Here is a 17,610-nt window from a genome sequence, read left to right on the forward strand (position 1 = left end):
TGTAGGCAAAACGGGACGTCTCTCACTTATCCTCCAAGCGCTTGTGCAAGCAAACCGATGTCTTCCTCGGATATTTCTGTGTAGTCCGCGTCATCAAAGGTCCGTTTACGTCTAATACTTCCATCTTCCCCGATTTCTTCTTCCCCTCTGCCGCCACCGAACATGCGGAGAGGTGCTGTCATTAATTCAACCTCAAACTGAATATATTTCTCGGCTGACTTGCACAGCTCCGCGACCTGAGGGAGCGTGTACTCCCAGATCTCCCACTTGTTCAGCCCACAGTGCTTGTGAAGGGTAAAGAAGATTTCTCCCCAGTGAATTGGCTCTTGCGTCTCCTCATCACGGATTTCGGTTCCCTCCAGAGGCTCACCCTCGGCGCGTTCTACTTTTTTAGACCATTTAGACCAATGAGCATATCAATGACTTTACGAGCCGTATTTAAATCAAGGTACTCATCCAGATATTCTCGATTGATGATATACTCACCCTGTTCATCTTTGGTCACAATGTGTGGATAGTTTTTAAACGCCATAGCCAACACATCAAATAAATCCTGTTGTCGTTTTGCATCCAGTTCATCATTCTCTGTTGGAATAAAGTTAAGAATAATGGCGTCGATGTTCACCGTTTTTAGCAGTTTCATTAATCGACGTGCATCCTTCAGGTTACATGGTGGGATGCGGTATTTCCGCCGATCGCGAAGTGTTATAATCTCATCATCTTCGAAGAATGCCCGTTCAGCAGCTTCGGCTTCCTCCGGGGTTACCCGTTTATTCGCCGGATCATTTTTGATTCGTTCGGCAGCTTCCTCGTTCAATTTTTCCGCCAGCTCACGCTCAGCCTTTTCCTGTTCTGTTTCCACCATCAGTAGAGCCCCCCTGGACATTCTCTCCCCTGTAAAATAAAGAACCTGGCAAGGCAAGGGTCTGTGCAGGGGAGGACACAGACGCCGTAAAATACCTTGCCAGGAGCAATGGAACATCGTATGAGATCTTAGATTTTGCTTGTTGCGCTAAAGCGTTTGATGCTTCCCAATTTGCCGTCTGCACGTTCAGGATCAAGAATCTGCAAGGAAATCGCAGACGCCGATGCTGCAGCACGCTGAGCATTGATACTGAATGTGCCCTTGGCACGGCACATGTACAGCTCAGTTTCAACTCCTGCGAAAGAGCCATCTTTTTGCTGGAATGTACCATGATGAATCACAGAGATTGGGAAAGGCACTTCGTCAACTAGCAAATCAACCATGTCTACCAATTCTTCGCGTTTGTAGTTGAGCACAATTTCCTTGCTGATATGTGCAGCGTTCAGTACAACAACATCATTTGCTTCATCGTAGAAGAATTCATCTGGTGCCACAGCGGCAGCCTTCGAACTGAGTTGTTTCAGCAACTTGTTGGAATCTTTGAGACGAACCGTAATATCTCCGTTATTTCCATAGATTGTACTTGCGAATTTTGGTTTGACTTCAGCAAATCCGGAATTGGCTGCGCCAGTAGCTGCAGTATCCTGCTCATTCAAAACCCATACGTAGGACTTCACTTGTTCCTGTACGGTTGAACCCATCATCAGTTGAATCGCATCCAGATCGAATTTGGCATCTGTAGCAGATACCTCAATGGACTTCGACTTCACCAGTACATCGATAGCAAACAGGCCATCACCACCAAAGATGTCCTCTAGCTCTACATTGAGGTCAATTTTCAAATCTTGCAGGGTACCCAGTGTAATTACTTCAATTGCACCCAGCGGGTCTGTAGGGTAACGCTTCGCCATGAATGTACCTACACCTTTGATAATCATTTTTTTAGCCATTGAACAGTCCACTCCTTAGATTTGTAATATCATTATTTAGCTACCGAGACTTACATGAGCCTTCGGCTGGTCGAAGGATTGAAAAGATCAGAATTTCATTCCTCCAAGCAGTTTGGCTGGTGGCTGTCTCTGCTTTTCATAGTGTAGAACGCTAATCTCATTCCCTAACACATATCACTGAATACGTTGAACAAAAGTTTAAACGGGATTTCTCTGCCAACTGAACAGCTTCTAATACAATCAAATAAAAAGAAAAGACCCCTACATAAGAGGGGCCGGTCTATTGGGCAATTCATCTATAATTTGGGCGACCTGTTCTGCTCGTTCCTTTATTTCATATTCATCGGCAGTAATCAGATGAATATGAGAGCAGTATTTGCCATGCTCATAAATTCGCTCTGGTGTAATAAACACAACGTCAGCAACAGCTTCCATCCTGTGCTTGTCTTTTTCAAATAGGTCGGGATCCGTAAGCGAATCGAATACAACCAGGTTAGGATATGCTGTCTCGACCGAATTTGCCAACCGGCTGTCATTCACCCAATAGATGACTCTTTCACCCTGAAACAACGGACGAACGTTCTGACCAACACGAGCCACGACAAAGTTGGGAAGCTCAGGATGGGGATACTCCAACGCATCCACCTGATAAAACTCATCACTGGAATTTATATAAATCACATGATAACCAATCTCCGCAAGTTCTCTTAACAATCGTTGTGGTCGACGCCCAAATCGTTCACTATGAAAATCTATAGCAGGCAGATATACAATGGTTGTATTGGTTTTGGGCACATATTTTTCGAAATTGAACTCACTCATTTGGACCTCTATTTTTTCAACTACCAATGGCGGCTTGGCCGTCTGGCTACCGAAAATTCGTTTGAACATCTGTTTCATCAACCTTGCCTCCCATCACCTGATTTATCATTTTGACAGCATCCATGGCTCTGCTGTCCCAGCTATTAGCTCTTGCAACCATTGCACGGGCTGTGATTTTGGGCTCGCTGTTCTCACGGATTGCTTTCTGAAGCATCTGCCCACAATTATGGCGATCCATAAAGTAGGTCACGTTACTGTATTTATTGACGATTTCCTCCATACGAGTCGTTATAACAGGCTTACCCGCAGATAAATATTCGTAAAATTTAATCGGGTCACATCCACGAATCATTTCTGTCAGCTTGAATGGCACGATACAAACATCGAATTGGGCAATATAGGCGGGAAGAACTCTGTAATCCTTATGTGGGAGACAATTTATATTGGGATGTACAATGTTTTTTTGATACAGGACATTGTTTCCTATCAGAACTATACGATATCCCTTGTCTGCAATATCGGTAATAAGTGAATAATCCACCCAGGAAGCCATAGCTCCATGGAATCCCACAACCTTTTGTCCCTCCTTAACATCGGGGAAGTCTGCCGGTATTGGGAGTGATACACGCGCTTTTTTAAAGTGCTCATAATCCGCCCCATTCGGGCACATAAAAATCGGTTTGCCGTCATTTTTATGAGCTTCGTACATCACCTTAGCCGTTGTGGCAATGAGATCTGCTCGTTCAAAACATTTCGGAATGTAATCCTTCCAAACAGCAAATTCGTCGGCAGAATTGTCCAAGTAGTCAAATACTGTAAAATCAAAATTACGACCATCCCCATAGTTATACTGACCTGGACTGGAGAACCAGAGTACCTTTTTTCCTTTGACCAGATGGTCATAGTTAATCCCCTTTTGCACAAGGAATAGGTCGTCATTCAATTTCTCGATCGGACGGCTCTGTTTCTTATACGTTTCTTCGTTAATAAAAATAGCACGCACCCCTGGAATTTTGGAGAATGCGGTCATTAATTGCTGTGGACGTTGAAACAACAGATTCCAATCGAGTGCAGGCGGATATATGATCGTCATTTCAATGCTTTCAAAACATGCGTTTTTCTGCCTATTTCTATGTACAAGCCAATTCAGCAACCAACTCCACTCCTTCCTCATAGGCATGAAGCGGACGAAGCCGTGTATCCACATACAGTTCATAACCAAGTTGCTGAGCCTGCTCACAGAAGGGAGCATCTTCACCAATTGGATGTGAACCATATCGAACTCCCGCTTCAATAACTTCACGTTTAATCAGATACACTGCACCTGTCAAATCCACGGGGATTACACCCTCGCTGAATTCTGGAACGTGCTTTCCACCAATCATTGCATTATGAGCCTTAATTCTTAGGTGATTTCGAATCAGCATGGCACAGATATCCTTATCATTTTCAATAAGCTGCTCCAGGCTTTGTTCAGGAATAATGATATCTGTATCAATGGAGAACAGATAATCACAATCGGATTTTAGAAACTCATCTACAAGTATATTTCTTAGTAGCGCCAGATTGTGATAGGAGTATTGACCACGCAAATGACCAGATGTCTTGCCCAAGTTATGAGTCAAGTACGGAATCTGATGATCATTCAAAATTTGTTCTGTCTGATCTTCACTATCATTCAAAATGTAAAAAAATTGCTTGTTTACTGTCTGTTGTTTGAGCGACTGCAAGTGCCGCTCCATAATCCATGCCCGGTTTCTCACAGGAGCACCTATGAATACGTTAGCCACCGTTCATCCCTCCTCTTTCACTTAGTGTAGACCGATCTTCGCCAATCCTCCGCGTGTCCAACAAAAAAGACCTTTTCATTGAAAAGAGGAGAGAGAATGAATCGTTTCTTCTATTCTATAAAAGAAGGAGATGATGGAGATGTACAACAAGGAATTGAATCATTTTATTCCGAAAGAGGGTGAAGAGCGTGCTTGGGAGTGTTGAATTAATTCATAACTGGTTCCAAAAAGCTTCGGATGGAGAAGCTCATGCTTCCGTTCGATTCGGGGACGCTTCCAATACAATTCTGGCCCATGGAACCGTCCTAACCATGGATTTCATCAAATCCCATTACGGGTGGGTGAATGATCCCACGTACTGCGGCATTACGTTACCCAATTCAGGTGCGAGAGAAATCATTGTACACTGCTTGCGAAAAGCCGATTATGTTGGTCACTTGACCCAGACGGATCACTGGTATTTCAGACCCTTGTTTGATATGTGTCTCGCGTATTACAAGATTAAGCCCAAGGAGACATTCTATGCGTTTGAAAATAATTACATCGCCCGGTTTAAACTTTTCTATGAAACGTTCAAGACCATGCCCATACTGATCTGTGGAGCCAAGGCCGAACAATATAAAGAAGTTCTGGAACGCCGTTACGGTTGGACAGGCATCGTGGCAACGGTGGACTGTCCCTCTTGGTCTCATGTGAGCGCAGCCTCTAAGGAAATGGAAAACATCTACAAAAAAACACCTTGGAAACTTGCTCTCGTATGTGCAGGAGCACCTGGCAAGGTATTAGCCATTAAAGCGAAAGACCTTGGCTCCGTAGGCGTTGATTTTGGTTCAGGAGCAGATGTTGCCATTCAGGCAGACAGCGAAAACCTATACGCTTGGGATTACGAGGGATTTCCGGATTATTGGGAAGGAAGACCCAAAAAATGACCCGTCCAGGGTCTTTTTTGTTGAGTAAAGACGGGATTCAAGTTAAATTTCATTGCTGTAGTAGTTATTGATAAATTGAACTAACTGACTTATTATTGTTAAGATAACTCCTAATCTAACCTGGTTTAGACTTGCATAAAAGAGGAGCACTACTTAGATTATTCAATTGTTGGAGGGAATGTAATGGCGTACTCGCAGTCAAAGACCGAAGCAGTGGCAACTCACTTAAGAAATAGATTCATGGAAGGCAATGTAGAAGGGCACGAGATCGTTGTTGCTCTGATTAGTATGGTTAAAGCCCAGAAAATTAATATAGACGACGTTGCTCCCGTCCTATTTAACGTTTTTTTTGATAATCCGGAAGGCATATTATCCGCTCTTGAAAAAGCCAGTACATTGGTTGATGATGAGTTGATTGATTCAATCATCAATGAAGTAAACGAGAACGCATAACCCTACATACAAGGGGAGTTTCATTGAAAATCATCTACTGTTTTTTCGCGTCGTTGTTCTCCCCTCATTTCAGATTTATTTAGTTTATATTGGCTCACGTATGTGCTTCGCGTTATTTTCCATCATACCCTGCTTATTCTAAGAATGTACCTTGGCAGAGTGACAGGAGAAAAGGAAATAACGAAGGGAGCAACACGTATGGATCAAGTAAATAAAGCAATTCTATTTTTAGCAGTCATTGAAACCATGCTTGAAGCACTGCACCATATCGAAGTGGACCAGACAGAACTTGTGGATTCACTAGTTATGCTAGGTTTCGATCCCATTAACATTTTATACGAGACCAATACCATTAGATCCTTCCAGAAAGTGTGCAGAGCCTTCGCAGAACTCGATCTTGCAGATGAGGCCCTTTCCGCTTTTTTACAAGAGTAGCTACACCGTTTTAATAATTACTAATTAGATTGACGGATACATGTTTCTTTGGAAAAGGAAGCGCAAAAAAAGTAGAGCCTCAAGTCCATTGGACTTGGGGCTCTACTTTTTTCAATTTTAACATATGACGCCTTAACACCCTTTCTCTGAAATCGTATAGAACATGTAGGAGACATCGCGGATATCTCCTTCTTCAACATGACCCATTTAACGAAAGGATGGTTTTATGAACCAAGAAATTTCAGAACCTCTTATAGACGATTTACATCACCCTGTAGTTGGAACCGTGGATTCATCCTTGTTTCACTCACAATATGAGCACGAACACCCTAACAAAATTGTGATCATACAAAATTATTATTTTTTGAAAGACCAGGCTCATTTTGATTATTGGTTAAAAAGACGTTGCGAATAACCCCTTTTCATCTCATCCTTTTTTGCGTCTGCGTTCATCAATCAGAACTTTCAACATAAGCAATTCCCCGTAGGTCAGCTTCTTCTTGCGTACTTTCTCCACCCATGCCCATTCGTCAATGATTTTGTCGTTATAGGCATCTCCTATGTATTTATCAAGTTCATTCCATGTCCATTGAGCATAATCCAACACTTTATTCATATCATCATCCTCCTCCGTGACCACTTCTTCCTTAAGTGGATTCAATTTAGAATGAACTGCTTGCTTAAATCTTTCATATTCCTCAGGGGTTTTGATCCAAGGTAATGGGCATTCCTTCCACCCAACAACTTCCTTATGTGTAAAGAAAACATGGGGAAAGCCACGTTCTGTAATCAAATATACTGCCAGGTCTACAGCATTATTAAATGTATCCTCATGAATGCTGCCATCCTTCTCAATGCACATTTCAATACCCACCGTACTATTGTTGGGATACGTTCCAAGATGGGTTAAAGCTTCCTTCGTGTAGGTGTCGCTACCACAATGGTAAGCAAGTTCATCATCTGGCAGGCTGTTATAAATGGAGGCTCGATCTACAGAGTAATGTGCACTTGCATAACGACCTTTTCCAACTTGCTGTGCTAAGCTTGCGAAATATTTACTGATGTTTTTGGCCGATGCTCCTGGGGAAGCGGTATAATGCATAACTATTCCTCGTTTAGCCTTCAGTTTCATTCCCGCTCGACTATATTTATTAACAGGTATGTAGTCCTTTGTGATTGGAAGCATTATATCTTCTCCTTGCCTTCCGCTTGATTATCTTCCTCACCCCGAAGCTTGAAAAGTGCAGAAGTGATAAATTTCGGGACGGGAAGTCCCAATTTCCCCATATTCTCAAGAATGCTTATTCCTTCAGTCCCGATGATGAACATCAGCATGGCATCTCTCATAAAGTCGTTCGAATTGCCAGCAACAATATCCAGTTGATGAGCAATAATAACAAATACAAATGTCAATGACTTACGGGCAAGTCCCCACCATCCGACCCTGCTGGAAAGTTCTTTTTTGTACCATGCAGATAACACACCTGTGATGTAATCGAGCCCCACAAAAATCGTTACTGCAATAAACAGGTGATCGATCCCTCCAACCAAGTACACCATGGCAGACAATAGCCATCCCAATAAAACGGTAAAAATCGTATCTTTTTGCAATTTGCCTTCCCCCTTCAACATTCAACATCTTTTTCATGTTTAGGTTAGGCGGAACAAGGAGATAAGTCTCATGAGATATTGATCCCTTTGGATATACTCCCAGCATTCCACTAAGCAAACAGCAAAAATCCCTCTCGCACATGCTGCGGAAGGGATCTTAACTGAATCATGATTTAGCTATACGTAGAAGGATCAGGTGTGACAGGAATGCCGGACTCCGCAGGTTGTGCTGTATTACGATTGCGGAACATGTCCTGGATTCTATCCATCACATACGGTGTGGAATCAATCAATTTCTCGAACAGATGAGTTGAGTTGTCAAGCGGCACGATGTGAACGCCCTGTTTGCCAACCACCAGGAACGCGATAGGACGAATGGATACGCCGCCCCCGCTTCCGCCTCCAAATGGTGAGGCAACCGATGCGGAGCTGGCATGTTCAGTAGTACTGCTTCCGCCGCTTCCACCTTTGCTGTTTCCATCACTCACATGAAAATCACTGCCACCTGCAGCGAATCCGAATCCCACTTTACTGATCGGCAAAATTACGGTACCATCAGGTGTTTCAACCGCATCGCCCACGATTGTATTGACATCCACCATGGCCTTGATATTTTCCATTGCGGTTTCCATTAAGCCTTGAATTGGATGATCTGACATTTAAATTCCCTCCAGTTTCAATTTAAGCTAGGTTTGATCTAACCATATCATCCCCAAACTTGAAGGGACTTATGTAAGCCAGCCATTTAACTAAACCTCAATATTTCAGACCGCTGACTCGGAAAAATAAAACCCGGCATTTGCGAGTAAACTGTAGAAAATTTTCACATACTCGGTTTTTCTTATCTACCGAATAAATCCAGCCAAGGGGCATAGTTCCACCCGCTACCCCCAGCCATCTTCAAGAAATTTATATAACACGGGGACAACACATACACTTATATGTGCGATTTACTGTGTTGTTTCTTAAGCTTAAGCTTGCGTCTGCGCCGTTGTTCTTGTAAAAGTTTGAACCACATACGCCATCCTCCCTCTACTTGGAGCACCCGGGTTAATAACGTAATTGCTGCGGTCATGACAGCTGTAATCCGGATCTTTAGTTTCCAATCCAGCTCGGTTTGGAACTCCAGCTCGTCTTCCCACACCGGTACAACTTGTAATTTTGGCGTTTGTTCAAAACGGATTTGATAAGAGAGGTATCCAATAATAATCGATTTGATGCTCCACACCCAACCTATGAGAACAGCCGTATATGCTGCATCACCGACGCCAATGCGGGTAGACCAGGACCAATGAGTCATATGTACCCGAGTGAGCGTTTGCTTGATCCAGAGCTTCAATGCTTCCGTTGCCCTGATCATGATCTTTACATCTTTAGCCCATTTTTTGACTTTACGTTTGTTAACACGCTCGCTGCCTTGTGCTTCTCCCCTCGAATGATTCATTCGCTGCTCCGTCTTCACCAGAAAACCTTCCTTCATATTACGAAAGACAATACTAGGAATTTCATAGTTAATACGCACAATGCCATATAGCAGACGAACCGTAATCTTTGCATAATCATCATGATTGTGTTTCCTGAATGTAAAATGCACATGAACATACGAGATTAGGACTGCGACAAGAAGCAGTGCGATCAACAAGCCGATTCCTCCAAGCCAAATCCACAAAGGCCTTACCTCCAAGCCCTCAATTCTTTTCTCGTCTAGTATGACACTCTATATAGGAAAAAATTCACGTCTGACCTGAAAATTCCATTTAATCTTTGGACACACCACCTTGCAATCCATTCCGTATACCACGTCAAAAAAACCGGCACCCCAAAGGGCATCGGTTTTAGATCGATTGAGACTGTAAAGTTATGAATCCAAAGGATCATCTTCGTTATTTATTTCGTTTGCATTGGCATCGTCTTCGAGATTTGTACTATCCAGGTCCAGATCCACATGCTGCACATCCAATTTTTCAAAGAGCAACTGTGTTTCTTCCTCCAGATTTTCGGAATCCTCAAACAACCCTGGCTCAGGCAGATCTTTGAGCGAAGCCAAACCAAAGTAGTCCAAAAAAGACTTGGTAGTGCCATATAGAATTGGACGTCCAATGGCCTCAGCTCGTCCCACTTCCTGAATGAGATCCTTATTCACAAGTGTATGGAGGGCACGTTCGGACTTTACGCCACGGATCTCCTCAATCTCCACCCGCGTGATGGGCTGACGATACGCCACAATAGCGAGCGTCTCCAAAGCTGCCTGTGATAAAGAGGTACGTGCAGGTGAATAAGCCAATTTCTCAAAATAAGCCGCATGTTCCGGCAAGGTACCCAGTTGGACTACCCCTGCAATTTTAAGAATTTGTACGCCTCGTCCCTGGTTGGCAAAATCAGCAATCATTTCCTCAATCGCATCCGACACCAGTTCGGTTCGCTGATCCACGATTTCGGCGATTTGTTTGATGCTCAGACCTTCTTCTCCGGACAAAAACAGCAGGCCTTCAATAATCGATTTCAATTTCGGAAAATCCATGATTCTTTGTTTCCCCTCTCCACTCCATAACGATATCCTCAAACATCCGCTCCTGATAACAGACAATCTGCTTCATCTTCATCAGCTCCAGCACCGCCAGAAAAGTTACGACAATCTCATGCCGATAAATTTGGTTATCCAGCAGCTTGGAGAATAACAGCCTGCCTCCTGGTCCCATACTTTCCAACGCGCCGATGACATCGCGAATACGATCCTTAACCGAGATTTCATCCCGCTGGATCCGAGTCACGGTTGTCCGCTTCTCCGCTTTGCGCAGCGCCTTCTGGAAGGCCGCAATCAGATCCGAGGTATGCAAACCCTCGACCGGATTCGATTGTGCTTCTACAGGCATATACGGTCGCAAATCCTCGGGCTCCTTGGAGAAAATAAGACTGCGTTCCCACTCTCGTTCGTGCAAATGACGCGCTATTCCCTTGTATTTGCGATATTCAATCAGACGTGCAATTAGTTCTGCACGTGGATCATAATCTTCATCTTCCATATATGCATAATCCTCAAAGTCCTCGATTACCGGTGGTTTGGGCAGTAATAGTTTGCTCTTGATCGACAGCAGTGTTGCCGCCATTACCAGAAATTCACTCGTAATATCCAGCTCAAGCTCCTGCATCGAATGCAGATACGCCATATATTGATCGGTAATATCGCTGATGGGAATATCCTGGATATGAATCTCTGCCTTATCGATCAAATGAAGCAGCAGATCCAAAGGCCCTTCAAAAGTCTCCAGTTTGTATGTAACTACCGTCACTAGACGAATCCTCCCGCCAGAAAAATAAAAACCCCCGCTAAGCCGCCGAATCCGGTCTCCCGTTTTCGTCTGCGCAGAGCAGGGCACTATATTAAATAAGCACTATTTTAGCTGTTTCGTCAAGTTCGCCATTTCAATAGCGGCAGTAGCTGCATCCCAGCCTTTGTTTCCTGCCTTTGTTCCAGCACGCTCAATGGCCTGTTCAATATTCTCTGTTGTAACCAGGCCGAAGATTGTAGGTACGCCTGTTTTCAGGTTAATTGCGGCTACACCCTTAGCCATCTCATTGCACACATAATCATAATGTGTTGTTGACCCCCGGATAACCGTCCCCAACGTAATGACAGCATCGTATTTGCCACTTTCAGCCATTTTTTGTGCAATCAACGGGATTTCAAAGGCTCCTGGGACCCAGGCTACATCCACTTCATCATCTTGTACACCGTGACGTTTGAACGCATCCAGTGCCCCGCTAAGCAATTTGCTTGTAATGAACTCGTTAAAACGTCCTACAACCACTCCATATTTTAATCCTTCCGATACTAAATGTCCTTCAAAAAAGTGTGGCATTCAAGTCATCTCCCTAATTGTATTATATGATGTACGCAGCAGATCTTCGGCAAAATATTATTTCACCCTGTTTTACTTCAGAAAAGCTACTCAATTTTTTTCTTCATTCTGCTCGATATCGTCGAACTTCAGCATATGGCCAAGCTTCGCCTGCTTCGTGTGCAAGTAGACCGTATTATCCTCGTTCTCTTCCATCTGAATCGGAACTCGTTCCACCACTTCAAGTCCGTACCCTTCAAGCCCTTTAATTTTTCGTGGATTATTGGTTAACAGCCGGATTTGACGAACGCCAAGATCTTTGAGAATTTGGGCACCAATGCCGTAATCTCGCAGATCGGCAGCAAACCCAAGCTTCAGATTGGCATCCACGGTGTCCAGACCTTCCTCTTGCAGTTTGTAGGCTTTGAGCTTGTTAATCAGTCCAATGCCTCGTCCTTCCTGTCTCATATAGAGCAAGACGCCATTGCCTTCGTCATGGATTTGTTTCAGTGCCGCATCGAATTGTGGACCACAGTCGCATCGATGAGAATGAAATACATCCCCTGTGAGACATTCGGAGTGTACGCGGACCAGTACAGGCTTCGATCCGTCAATTTCGCCTTTAACCAAAGCGACATGCTCCTTGTTGTCCACCGCATTTGTGTACGCTACTGCCTGGAATTCACCAAAGTCCGTCGGCATGCGTACAGCCACTTCGCGTTGAACCAGCTGTTCCTTCTCATTCCGGTATCGAATCATGTCCTGAATGCTGATTAGCTTCAGATCATGCTTGCGGGCGATCTCCTGCAGATCCGGAAGTCTGGCCATCGTGCCATCTTCCTTGATCACTTCACAGATTACACCTGCCGGATAGGAACCGCACATGATGGCGAGATCTACAGCCGCTTCCGTATGTCCCGCACGCCGCAGCACACCGCCATCTTTGGCGATAAGTGGGAACATGTGGCCCGGCTTGCGGAAATCTCCGCTTTTCGCTTCGGGATCAATTAGACCCTTGACTGTAATGGAGCGTTCATGAGCCGAGATGCCCGTTGTGGTATCTTTATGATCTACAGAGACAGTGAAAGCCGTCCCATGAAAGTCCGTATTTTGTTGAACCATAGGTTTCAGGTTGAGTTCATCGGCACGTTGCTGTGTAATGGGAACACATACCAGACCTCTGCCTTCGGTAATCATGAAATTGATCACTTCAGGTGTAGCCTTTTCGGCCAAAGCGATAAAGTCGCCTTCATTCTCCCGATCCTCATCATCCACCACAATGACAGGTTTACCCTGCATAAGATCGTAGATGGCTTCCTCAATAGGATTCAGAATGGATTGCTCTGACATAGGTCACCCTCCAGTTTCCACTTCAATTTATATTTGTATTAAATCAATTACGATTAGTTAAGCAAAACCGTGATTAGCGAGGAAATCCTCACTGATACTTCTCGGCTTGCCCGCACCGGTCTCCTGATGTCCCTTACCATAGTGCAGCAGATGATCCACATATTTGCCCAAAATATCACACTCAATATTGATGGTATCCCCCGTCTTTTTCACATTTAACACGGTCTCACCAATGGTATGTGGAATAATGGATACAGTGAATGCGGTCTGTGAAGTATGCACAACGGTCAGACTAATTCCGTCCAGGGTTACAGACCCTTTGGGTATCAGATATTTAAACAGCTGCGTATCATCAGGTTTGATCTCGAATACAATCGCATTCTGGTCACGTGTAATGCTGCCAATGACCCCAGTGCCGTCGACATGGCCCTGAACGATATGCCCGCCAAAACGACCACCTGACAACATGGCTCGCTCCAGATTGACTTTGCTGCCGGATTGCAATTGACTAAGATTGGTATGTCGATATGTCTCGGGCATCACATCGGCAGTAAAACCGCCACCCTCCAGGGTTGTCGCAGTTAAGCATACCCCGTTTACTGCTACACTATCGCCAATCTTCAAGTCGTTCATGATGGCGGAAGCTCCGATATTCAGGACCATCGCTTCGCCTTTCCGACCTATGCGCCGGATCTGACCGACTTCTTCCACCAAACCGGTAAACATGCTACCGCCTCCTTTATTTATTTCGTTATTGTTAATTCATTTATTCAGGCCAAACCGGAATTCCGCCAATGCTAATATTATCTCCAACTTGCTCAATTTCCAGCTGATGTAATTGAATCGCCTGACTCATACGTTCTACACCCTCGAAGCGGAAACTGCCTGGTGTATCGTATCCTCCGACAATTTTCGGAGCAATGAACATAAGCAGTCGATCTACCAACCGTGATTCCAGCATGGCCCCGTTCAGAGTGCCTCCGCCTTCAAGCAGAATCGAACCGATCTCACGCTCACCGAGCTTGCTGAGTGCACTTAGCAGATCGACACGTGGTCCAGGACCACAGCGTATAATCTCCACCCCATAGGCTTCCAGCCGCTCAGCAGCTTCAGGGCTCGCCTCATCCGTTGTAAGCACCCAGGTTGGTGCAAGGCCATCCTTGACCATTTTGGAGCCTACAGGCAGACGCAGCTTGGAATCGACCACGATTCGTACCGGGCTGATCCCTTCTACTTGCAAGCGAGTCGTGAGCTCTGGATTGTCTGCAATGACCGTTTCCACGCCAACCATAATTCCTTGATGGCGATGGCGAAGAGCATGTACGATCTCGCGAGCTGACTCGTTAGAGATCCATTTGCTGTCACCGCTACGCGTAGCAATTTTGCCATCCAGTGTAGAGGCCGTCTTTAAAGTTACAAAGGGGAGACCTGTTGTGATGTATTTGATGAATTTCTCGTTCATCCGTCTTCCGCGCTCACGCAGCACTCCAACCTCAACTTCGATCCCTTGTTGACGCAGCATACTGATACCTCTGCCGGAGACTTGCGGATTCGGATCTTCGCAGCATACGACGACACGTTTCACTTTCTCATGAATGAGACGTTCGCTGCATGGTGGAGTCTTGCCATAATGACTACAGGGTTCGAGCGTAACGTACACTGTACTGCCTTCGGCATCATCGCCCGCCATGTTCAGCGCATGAACCTCTGCATGACCCGTTCCTCGTTTGAGATGACTTCCAAGGCCCACGATACGTCCTTCTTTTACAACGACACAACCTACTACCGGATTGATTCCCGTCTGTCCTTGTGCCCGCTCTGCCATATCCAGTGCCAGCGCCATATAAAATTCATCATTAATCATTTCCAAGTCCGTTCACCCCACGGTTAAAATCTTAGTTATAGACCTCCCTTCCAACAGAGAGGCATGTTCCATATCCAATAAAAAATCCCCGTCGAACAAACCGTTCGATGGGGATGATGAGAGACATGTGTCACCAGCAGTACTATTGATACAGTGCCAACAACACATCGCCCAAAACTTCATTTCAGGCAAGTGAAAGCAAACACATACCTTAATGAACTTCAATTACAGGTAAAGAGCTTCTATGATGTGGCATATGTATGAAGATTGCCGGAAAAGTAACCGGATTTCTCCCTGCACAGGAAATGAATTCGTCAAAAACTGTACAGCAACACTACTACGGAATGCGGTCCGTAAGGACTGCACCCTCTCCTTCTCCCATCCAGACTATACTGTCGGTTCTGGAATTACACCAGATCAGCCATCTGCCACAGGCAGATGGGTCACGGACTTTGCATCAATGCTGGATAGATATCCTCACATAATGCATCACCGCCGGTAGGGAATTACACCCTGCCCTGAAGGATTCGTTGCGTTATTAATTGGATGTTAGCACTTTAACGCCAAAAAATCAATTGTTTTTTGTTCCTTTTTGTCACATACTAACTTTTAATAAGCTTTAGTGTAATAAAAAACCGCTTCGCTCATTGCGAAACGGTTTACATACGGTTATTGATTAAGCTTCTACTACTTCAACAGTTTCCATTTTGTCGCGACCTTCGAAAGCGTCCACGAACTCCATACCTTTGGTTACTTTACCAAATACAGTATGTTGTCCATCCAAATGTGGTTGCGGTTGGTAGCAGATGTAGAATTGGCTTCCGCCTGTGTTACGGCCTGCATGCGCCATAGCCAATGTTCCGCGCTCATGTTTGTTCGGGTTGATCTCACAGTTGATTGTGTAACCTGGGCCGCCTGCACCAGAACCGTTAGGGCATCCGCCTTGAGCTACGAAGCCCGGAATAACACGGTGGAATACAAGACCGTTGTAGAAACCGGAGTTAGCCAATTTCTCAAAGTTTGCTACTGTGTTTGGAGCTTCTTGATCGAACAAATCGATTACAACTTCTCCGCCGTTTGCCATTTTGATTTTCGCTTGTTTCGCCATATGTAAATGACTCCTTTCGTATTGACCATCGTTAATGGTGCCAGAACGCATGACCCTGGGCCAAGCTTTATAGCACTTTTCTTAGTGTACACCGAAAATGGATTGATCGCAAAATAATCAGCAAGATTTTTTCGAAATCCAGCCCTAAAGATGCAAAAGAAGACAAAAAAGGATGACCCTTTTTTGTCTTCTTCATATAAGATTCCGCTATTTGTTCTTAAATTTAACGGGTAACTGGCTGTTTTGCAATGCGCTCAGGTACCAAATCATTCTGGATGATGTCCTGATACGTCTCACGGCGTACAACAACATCCCCTTGACCGTCTTTGACAAACACTACTGCCGGACGACGAATTCGATTGTAGTTGCTTGCCATAGAATAGTTGTACGCGCCTGTGCAAGCTACTGCCAGCAGATCGCCGCTTTGCACTTTAGGCAGATCCAGATCCCAGATCAGCATATCGCCACTCTCACAGCATTTACCGGCAACAGATACCGTTTCCTGAGCAGCCTCATTTGCACGGTTTGCCAATACTGCTTCATATTTGGACTCATATAGTGCTGGGCGCGGATTATCGGTCATTCCACCATCAACAGCTACGTATTTACGAACCCCTGGAATATCTTTGCTTGTTCCAACGGTGTAGAGTGTTGTTCCCGCTTCACCCACAATACTGCGGCCTGGTTCAACCCAGATCTCAGGCACGGCATAGCCGATTTGAGCAAAATGAGTTTTCACCGCATCCGTGATGGCTTTCACGTATTGTGAAACTTCAAGCGGTGTATCTCCATCAATATAGCGGATACCGAAGCCACCGCCCAGATTAACCACTTTGAATGCCACGTTAAGACGCTCATACACAGCTGCTGCAAACTCAGCAACGCGTTGAACTGCCATCTGGAAACCTTCAACTTCGAAAATTTGTGATCCGATGTGTGAATGCACACCGAGTAAAACTAAGTTGGACTGCTTGGAAGCCAATTCAATTGCTTCAAATGCCGTTCCGTTTCCGATATCGAATCCAAATTTGGAATCCGTTTGTCCTGTCGAGATATATTCATGCGTATGCGCTTCAACACCAGGCGTCACACGCAGCAAAATGTTAACTATGCGATTTTTGTCTGCGGCTACAGCTTGCAGCAAGTGCAGCTCATTGAAGTTATCCACAACGAAGCAGCCGATCTCTGCATCAAGTGCCATTTCGATTTCTTCCAGTGTTTTGTTGTTGCCGTGGAAGTGAATCCGCTCTGCCGGGAAACCGGCTTGTAGTGCCGTGAACAATTCACCATCGGATACAACATCCAGGGAAAGTCCTTCTTCCGCAGCAAGGGCACACATGGCCATTACACAGAATGCTTTACTTGCATAAGCAACCTGGAAACCTAGACCTGAAGCACGGAACGCTTCCATGTATTCTCTGCAGCGCTCACGAACCAATTGCTCGTCCACAACATATAGGGGAGTTCCAAATTGTTCTTTTAGCACGGTTGTATCGACTCCGCCAATTTCCAGATGTCCCTGTGCATTTATTTTACTTGTACCATGTAAATACATATTCTGCATTCCTCACTTTTTTATATACTGGAACAGCTG

21 protein-coding genes and 1 riboswitch are annotated in these 17,610 nt (G+C 44.9%); of the genes, 3 read left to right on the forward strand and 18 right to left on the reverse strand.

The window, feature by feature from the left end; genetic code table 11:
• Nucleotides 1-26: 26 nt before the first annotated feature.
• From ACFVQB_RS16635 to ACFVQB_RS16660, 6 genes are all read right to left on the reverse strand, one after another.
• Nucleotides 27-182, reverse strand: coding sequence for a hypothetical protein (locus ACFVQB_RS16635; RefSeq protein WP_379441025.1), 156 nt, complete (start codon nucleotides 180-182; stop codon nucleotides 27-29).
• A gap of 200 nt (nucleotides 183-382) precedes the next feature.
• Nucleotides 383-865 carry a hypothetical protein gene (locus ACFVQB_RS16640; protein ID WP_072735271.1) on the reverse strand — a complete coding sequence of 161 codons (483 nt, stop codon included), beginning with the start codon at nucleotides 863-865 and terminating at the stop codon, nucleotides 383-385.
• 128 nt (nucleotides 866-993) lie between these two features.
• Nucleotides 994-1,815: a hypothetical protein gene (locus ACFVQB_RS16645; protein WP_099858183.1), complete on the reverse strand. Its 822-nt coding sequence runs from the start codon at nucleotides 1,813-1,815 to the stop codon at nucleotides 994-996.
• A gap of 261 nt (nucleotides 1,816-2,076) precedes the next feature.
• Nucleotides 2,077-2,715: a hypothetical protein gene (locus tag ACFVQB_RS16650; protein ID WP_379441029.1), complete on the reverse strand. Its 639-nt coding sequence runs from the start codon at nucleotides 2,713-2,715 to the stop codon at nucleotides 2,077-2,079.
• On the reverse strand, nucleotides 2,684-3,790 hold the full coding sequence (locus ACFVQB_RS16655; protein WP_379441032.1) for a glycosyltransferase: 1,107 nt from the start codon (nucleotides 3,788-3,790) through the stop codon (nucleotides 2,684-2,686). Before ACFVQB_RS16655 ends, ACFVQB_RS16650 begins: the two co-directional genes overlap by 32 nt.
• Entirely contained in the window at nucleotides 3,768-4,427 is a 660-nt protein-coding gene (locus ACFVQB_RS16660) for a glycosyltransferase family 2 protein (RefSeq protein ID WP_379441035.1), read from the reverse strand. The genes ACFVQB_RS16655 and ACFVQB_RS16660 overlap by 23 nt, the downstream gene beginning before the upstream one ends.
• A gap of 188 nt (nucleotides 4,428-4,615) precedes the next feature.
• Between ACFVQB_RS16660 and ACFVQB_RS16665 the strand changes: the two genes are divergently transcribed.
• The 3 genes from ACFVQB_RS16665 to ACFVQB_RS16675 all read left to right on the forward strand — a co-directional run bounded on the left by ACFVQB_RS16665 (nucleotide 4,616) and on the right by ACFVQB_RS16675 (nucleotide 6,244).
• Nucleotides 4,616-5,356, forward strand: a complete 741-nt coding sequence (locus ACFVQB_RS16665; protein WP_379441038.1) for a GT-D fold domain-containing protein — start codon at nucleotides 4,616-4,618, stop codon at nucleotides 5,354-5,356.
• 183 nt (nucleotides 5,357-5,539) lie between these two features.
• Nucleotides 5,540-5,809 carry a hypothetical protein gene (locus ACFVQB_RS16670; RefSeq protein ID WP_072735277.1) on the forward strand — a complete coding sequence of 90 codons (270 nt, stop codon included), beginning with the start codon at nucleotides 5,540-5,542 and terminating at the stop codon, nucleotides 5,807-5,809.
• A 198-nt stretch (nucleotides 5,810-6,007) separates the two neighbouring features.
• Nucleotides 6,008-6,244: a hypothetical protein gene (locus ACFVQB_RS16675; protein WP_111620742.1), complete on the forward strand. Its 237-nt coding sequence runs from the start codon at nucleotides 6,008-6,010 to the stop codon at nucleotides 6,242-6,244.
• A 427-nt stretch (nucleotides 6,245-6,671) separates the two neighbouring features.
• Here the strand turns inward: ACFVQB_RS16675 and ACFVQB_RS16680 are convergent, their stop codons facing one another.
• From ACFVQB_RS16680 to lysA, 12 genes are all read right to left on the reverse strand, one after another.
• Nucleotides 6,672-7,430: a peptidoglycan recognition protein family protein gene (locus ACFVQB_RS16680; RefSeq protein ID WP_379441043.1), complete on the reverse strand. Its 759-nt coding sequence runs from the start codon at nucleotides 7,428-7,430 to the stop codon at nucleotides 6,672-6,674.
• Nucleotides 7,430-7,855: a phage holin family protein gene (locus ACFVQB_RS16685; RefSeq protein WP_379441045.1), complete on the reverse strand. Its 426-nt coding sequence runs from the start codon at nucleotides 7,853-7,855 to the stop codon at nucleotides 7,430-7,432. Before ACFVQB_RS16685 ends, ACFVQB_RS16680 begins: the two co-directional genes overlap by 1 nt.
• Before the next feature lie 173 nt (nucleotides 7,856-8,028).
• Entirely contained in the window at nucleotides 8,029-8,514 is a 486-nt protein-coding gene (ytfJ, locus tag ACFVQB_RS16690; protein ID WP_379441048.1) for a GerW family sporulation protein, read from the reverse strand.
• 278 nt (nucleotides 8,515-8,792) lie between these two features.
• The gene (locus ACFVQB_RS16695) at nucleotides 8,793-9,524 is read right to left on the reverse strand and encodes a DUF2953 domain-containing protein (RefSeq protein WP_379441051.1); all 732 of its coding nucleotides are present in this window, start codon (nucleotides 9,522-9,524) and stop codon (nucleotides 8,793-8,795) included.
• Nucleotides 9,525-9,713: 189 nt separating this feature from the next.
• Nucleotides 9,714-10,376: an SMC-Scp complex subunit ScpB gene (gene scpB / locus ACFVQB_RS16700; RefSeq protein ID WP_379441054.1), complete on the reverse strand. Its 663-nt coding sequence runs from the start codon at nucleotides 10,374-10,376 to the stop codon at nucleotides 9,714-9,716.
• The gene (locus ACFVQB_RS16705; protein WP_024630942.1) at nucleotides 10,345-11,145 is read right to left on the reverse strand and encodes a segregation and condensation protein A; all 801 of its coding nucleotides are present in this window, start codon (nucleotides 11,143-11,145) and stop codon (nucleotides 10,345-10,347) included. The genes scpB and ACFVQB_RS16705 overlap by 32 nt, the downstream gene beginning before the upstream one ends.
• A 102-nt stretch (nucleotides 11,146-11,247) precedes the next feature.
• A complete protein-coding gene (gene ribH, locus ACFVQB_RS16710; protein ID WP_024630943.1) occupies nucleotides 11,248-11,715 on the reverse strand; it encodes a 6,7-dimethyl-8-ribityllumazine synthase in 468 nt (155 codons plus the stop codon).
• Between the two features lie 90 nt (nucleotides 11,716-11,805).
• Complete coding sequence (locus ACFVQB_RS16715; protein WP_379441077.1) at nucleotides 11,806-13,044, reverse strand: bifunctional 3,4-dihydroxy-2-butanone-4-phosphate synthase/GTP cyclohydrolase II; 1,239 nt, start codon at nucleotides 13,042-13,044, stop codon at nucleotides 11,806-11,808.
• A 57-nt stretch (nucleotides 13,045-13,101) separates the two neighbouring features.
• Nucleotides 13,102-13,770 carry a riboflavin synthase gene (gene ribE, locus ACFVQB_RS16720; protein ID WP_064636805.1) on the reverse strand — a complete coding sequence of 223 codons (669 nt, stop codon included), beginning with the start codon at nucleotides 13,768-13,770 and terminating at the stop codon, nucleotides 13,102-13,104.
• Between the two features lie 40 nt (nucleotides 13,771-13,810).
• On the reverse strand, nucleotides 13,811-14,914 hold the full coding sequence (gene ribD / locus ACFVQB_RS16725; protein ID WP_379441081.1) for a bifunctional diaminohydroxyphosphoribosylaminopyrimidine deaminase/5-amino-6-(5-phosphoribosylamino)uracil reductase RibD: 1,104 nt from the start codon (nucleotides 14,912-14,914) through the stop codon (nucleotides 13,811-13,813).
• 360 nt (nucleotides 14,915-15,274) lie between these two features.
• A riboswitch (FMN riboswitch) is annotated at nucleotides 15,275-15,438 on the reverse strand.
• A 146-nt stretch (nucleotides 15,439-15,584) separates the two neighbouring features.
• A complete protein-coding gene (locus ACFVQB_RS16730; protein WP_024630947.1) occupies nucleotides 15,585-16,016 on the reverse strand; it encodes a peptidylprolyl isomerase in 432 nt (143 codons plus the stop codon).
• A 223-nt stretch (nucleotides 16,017-16,239) separates the two neighbouring features.
• Nucleotides 16,240-17,571, reverse strand: coding sequence for a diaminopimelate decarboxylase (gene lysA, locus ACFVQB_RS16735; RefSeq protein WP_379441084.1), 1,332 nt, complete (start codon nucleotides 17,569-17,571; stop codon nucleotides 16,240-16,242).
• Between the last annotated feature and the right edge of the window lie 39 nt (nucleotides 17,572-17,610).

The sequence above is a fragment of the Paenibacillus sp. NPDC057886 genome (genome assembly GCF_042796655.1).
Classification (GTDB): domain Bacteria; phylum Bacillota; class Bacilli; order Paenibacillales; family Paenibacillaceae; genus Paenibacillus.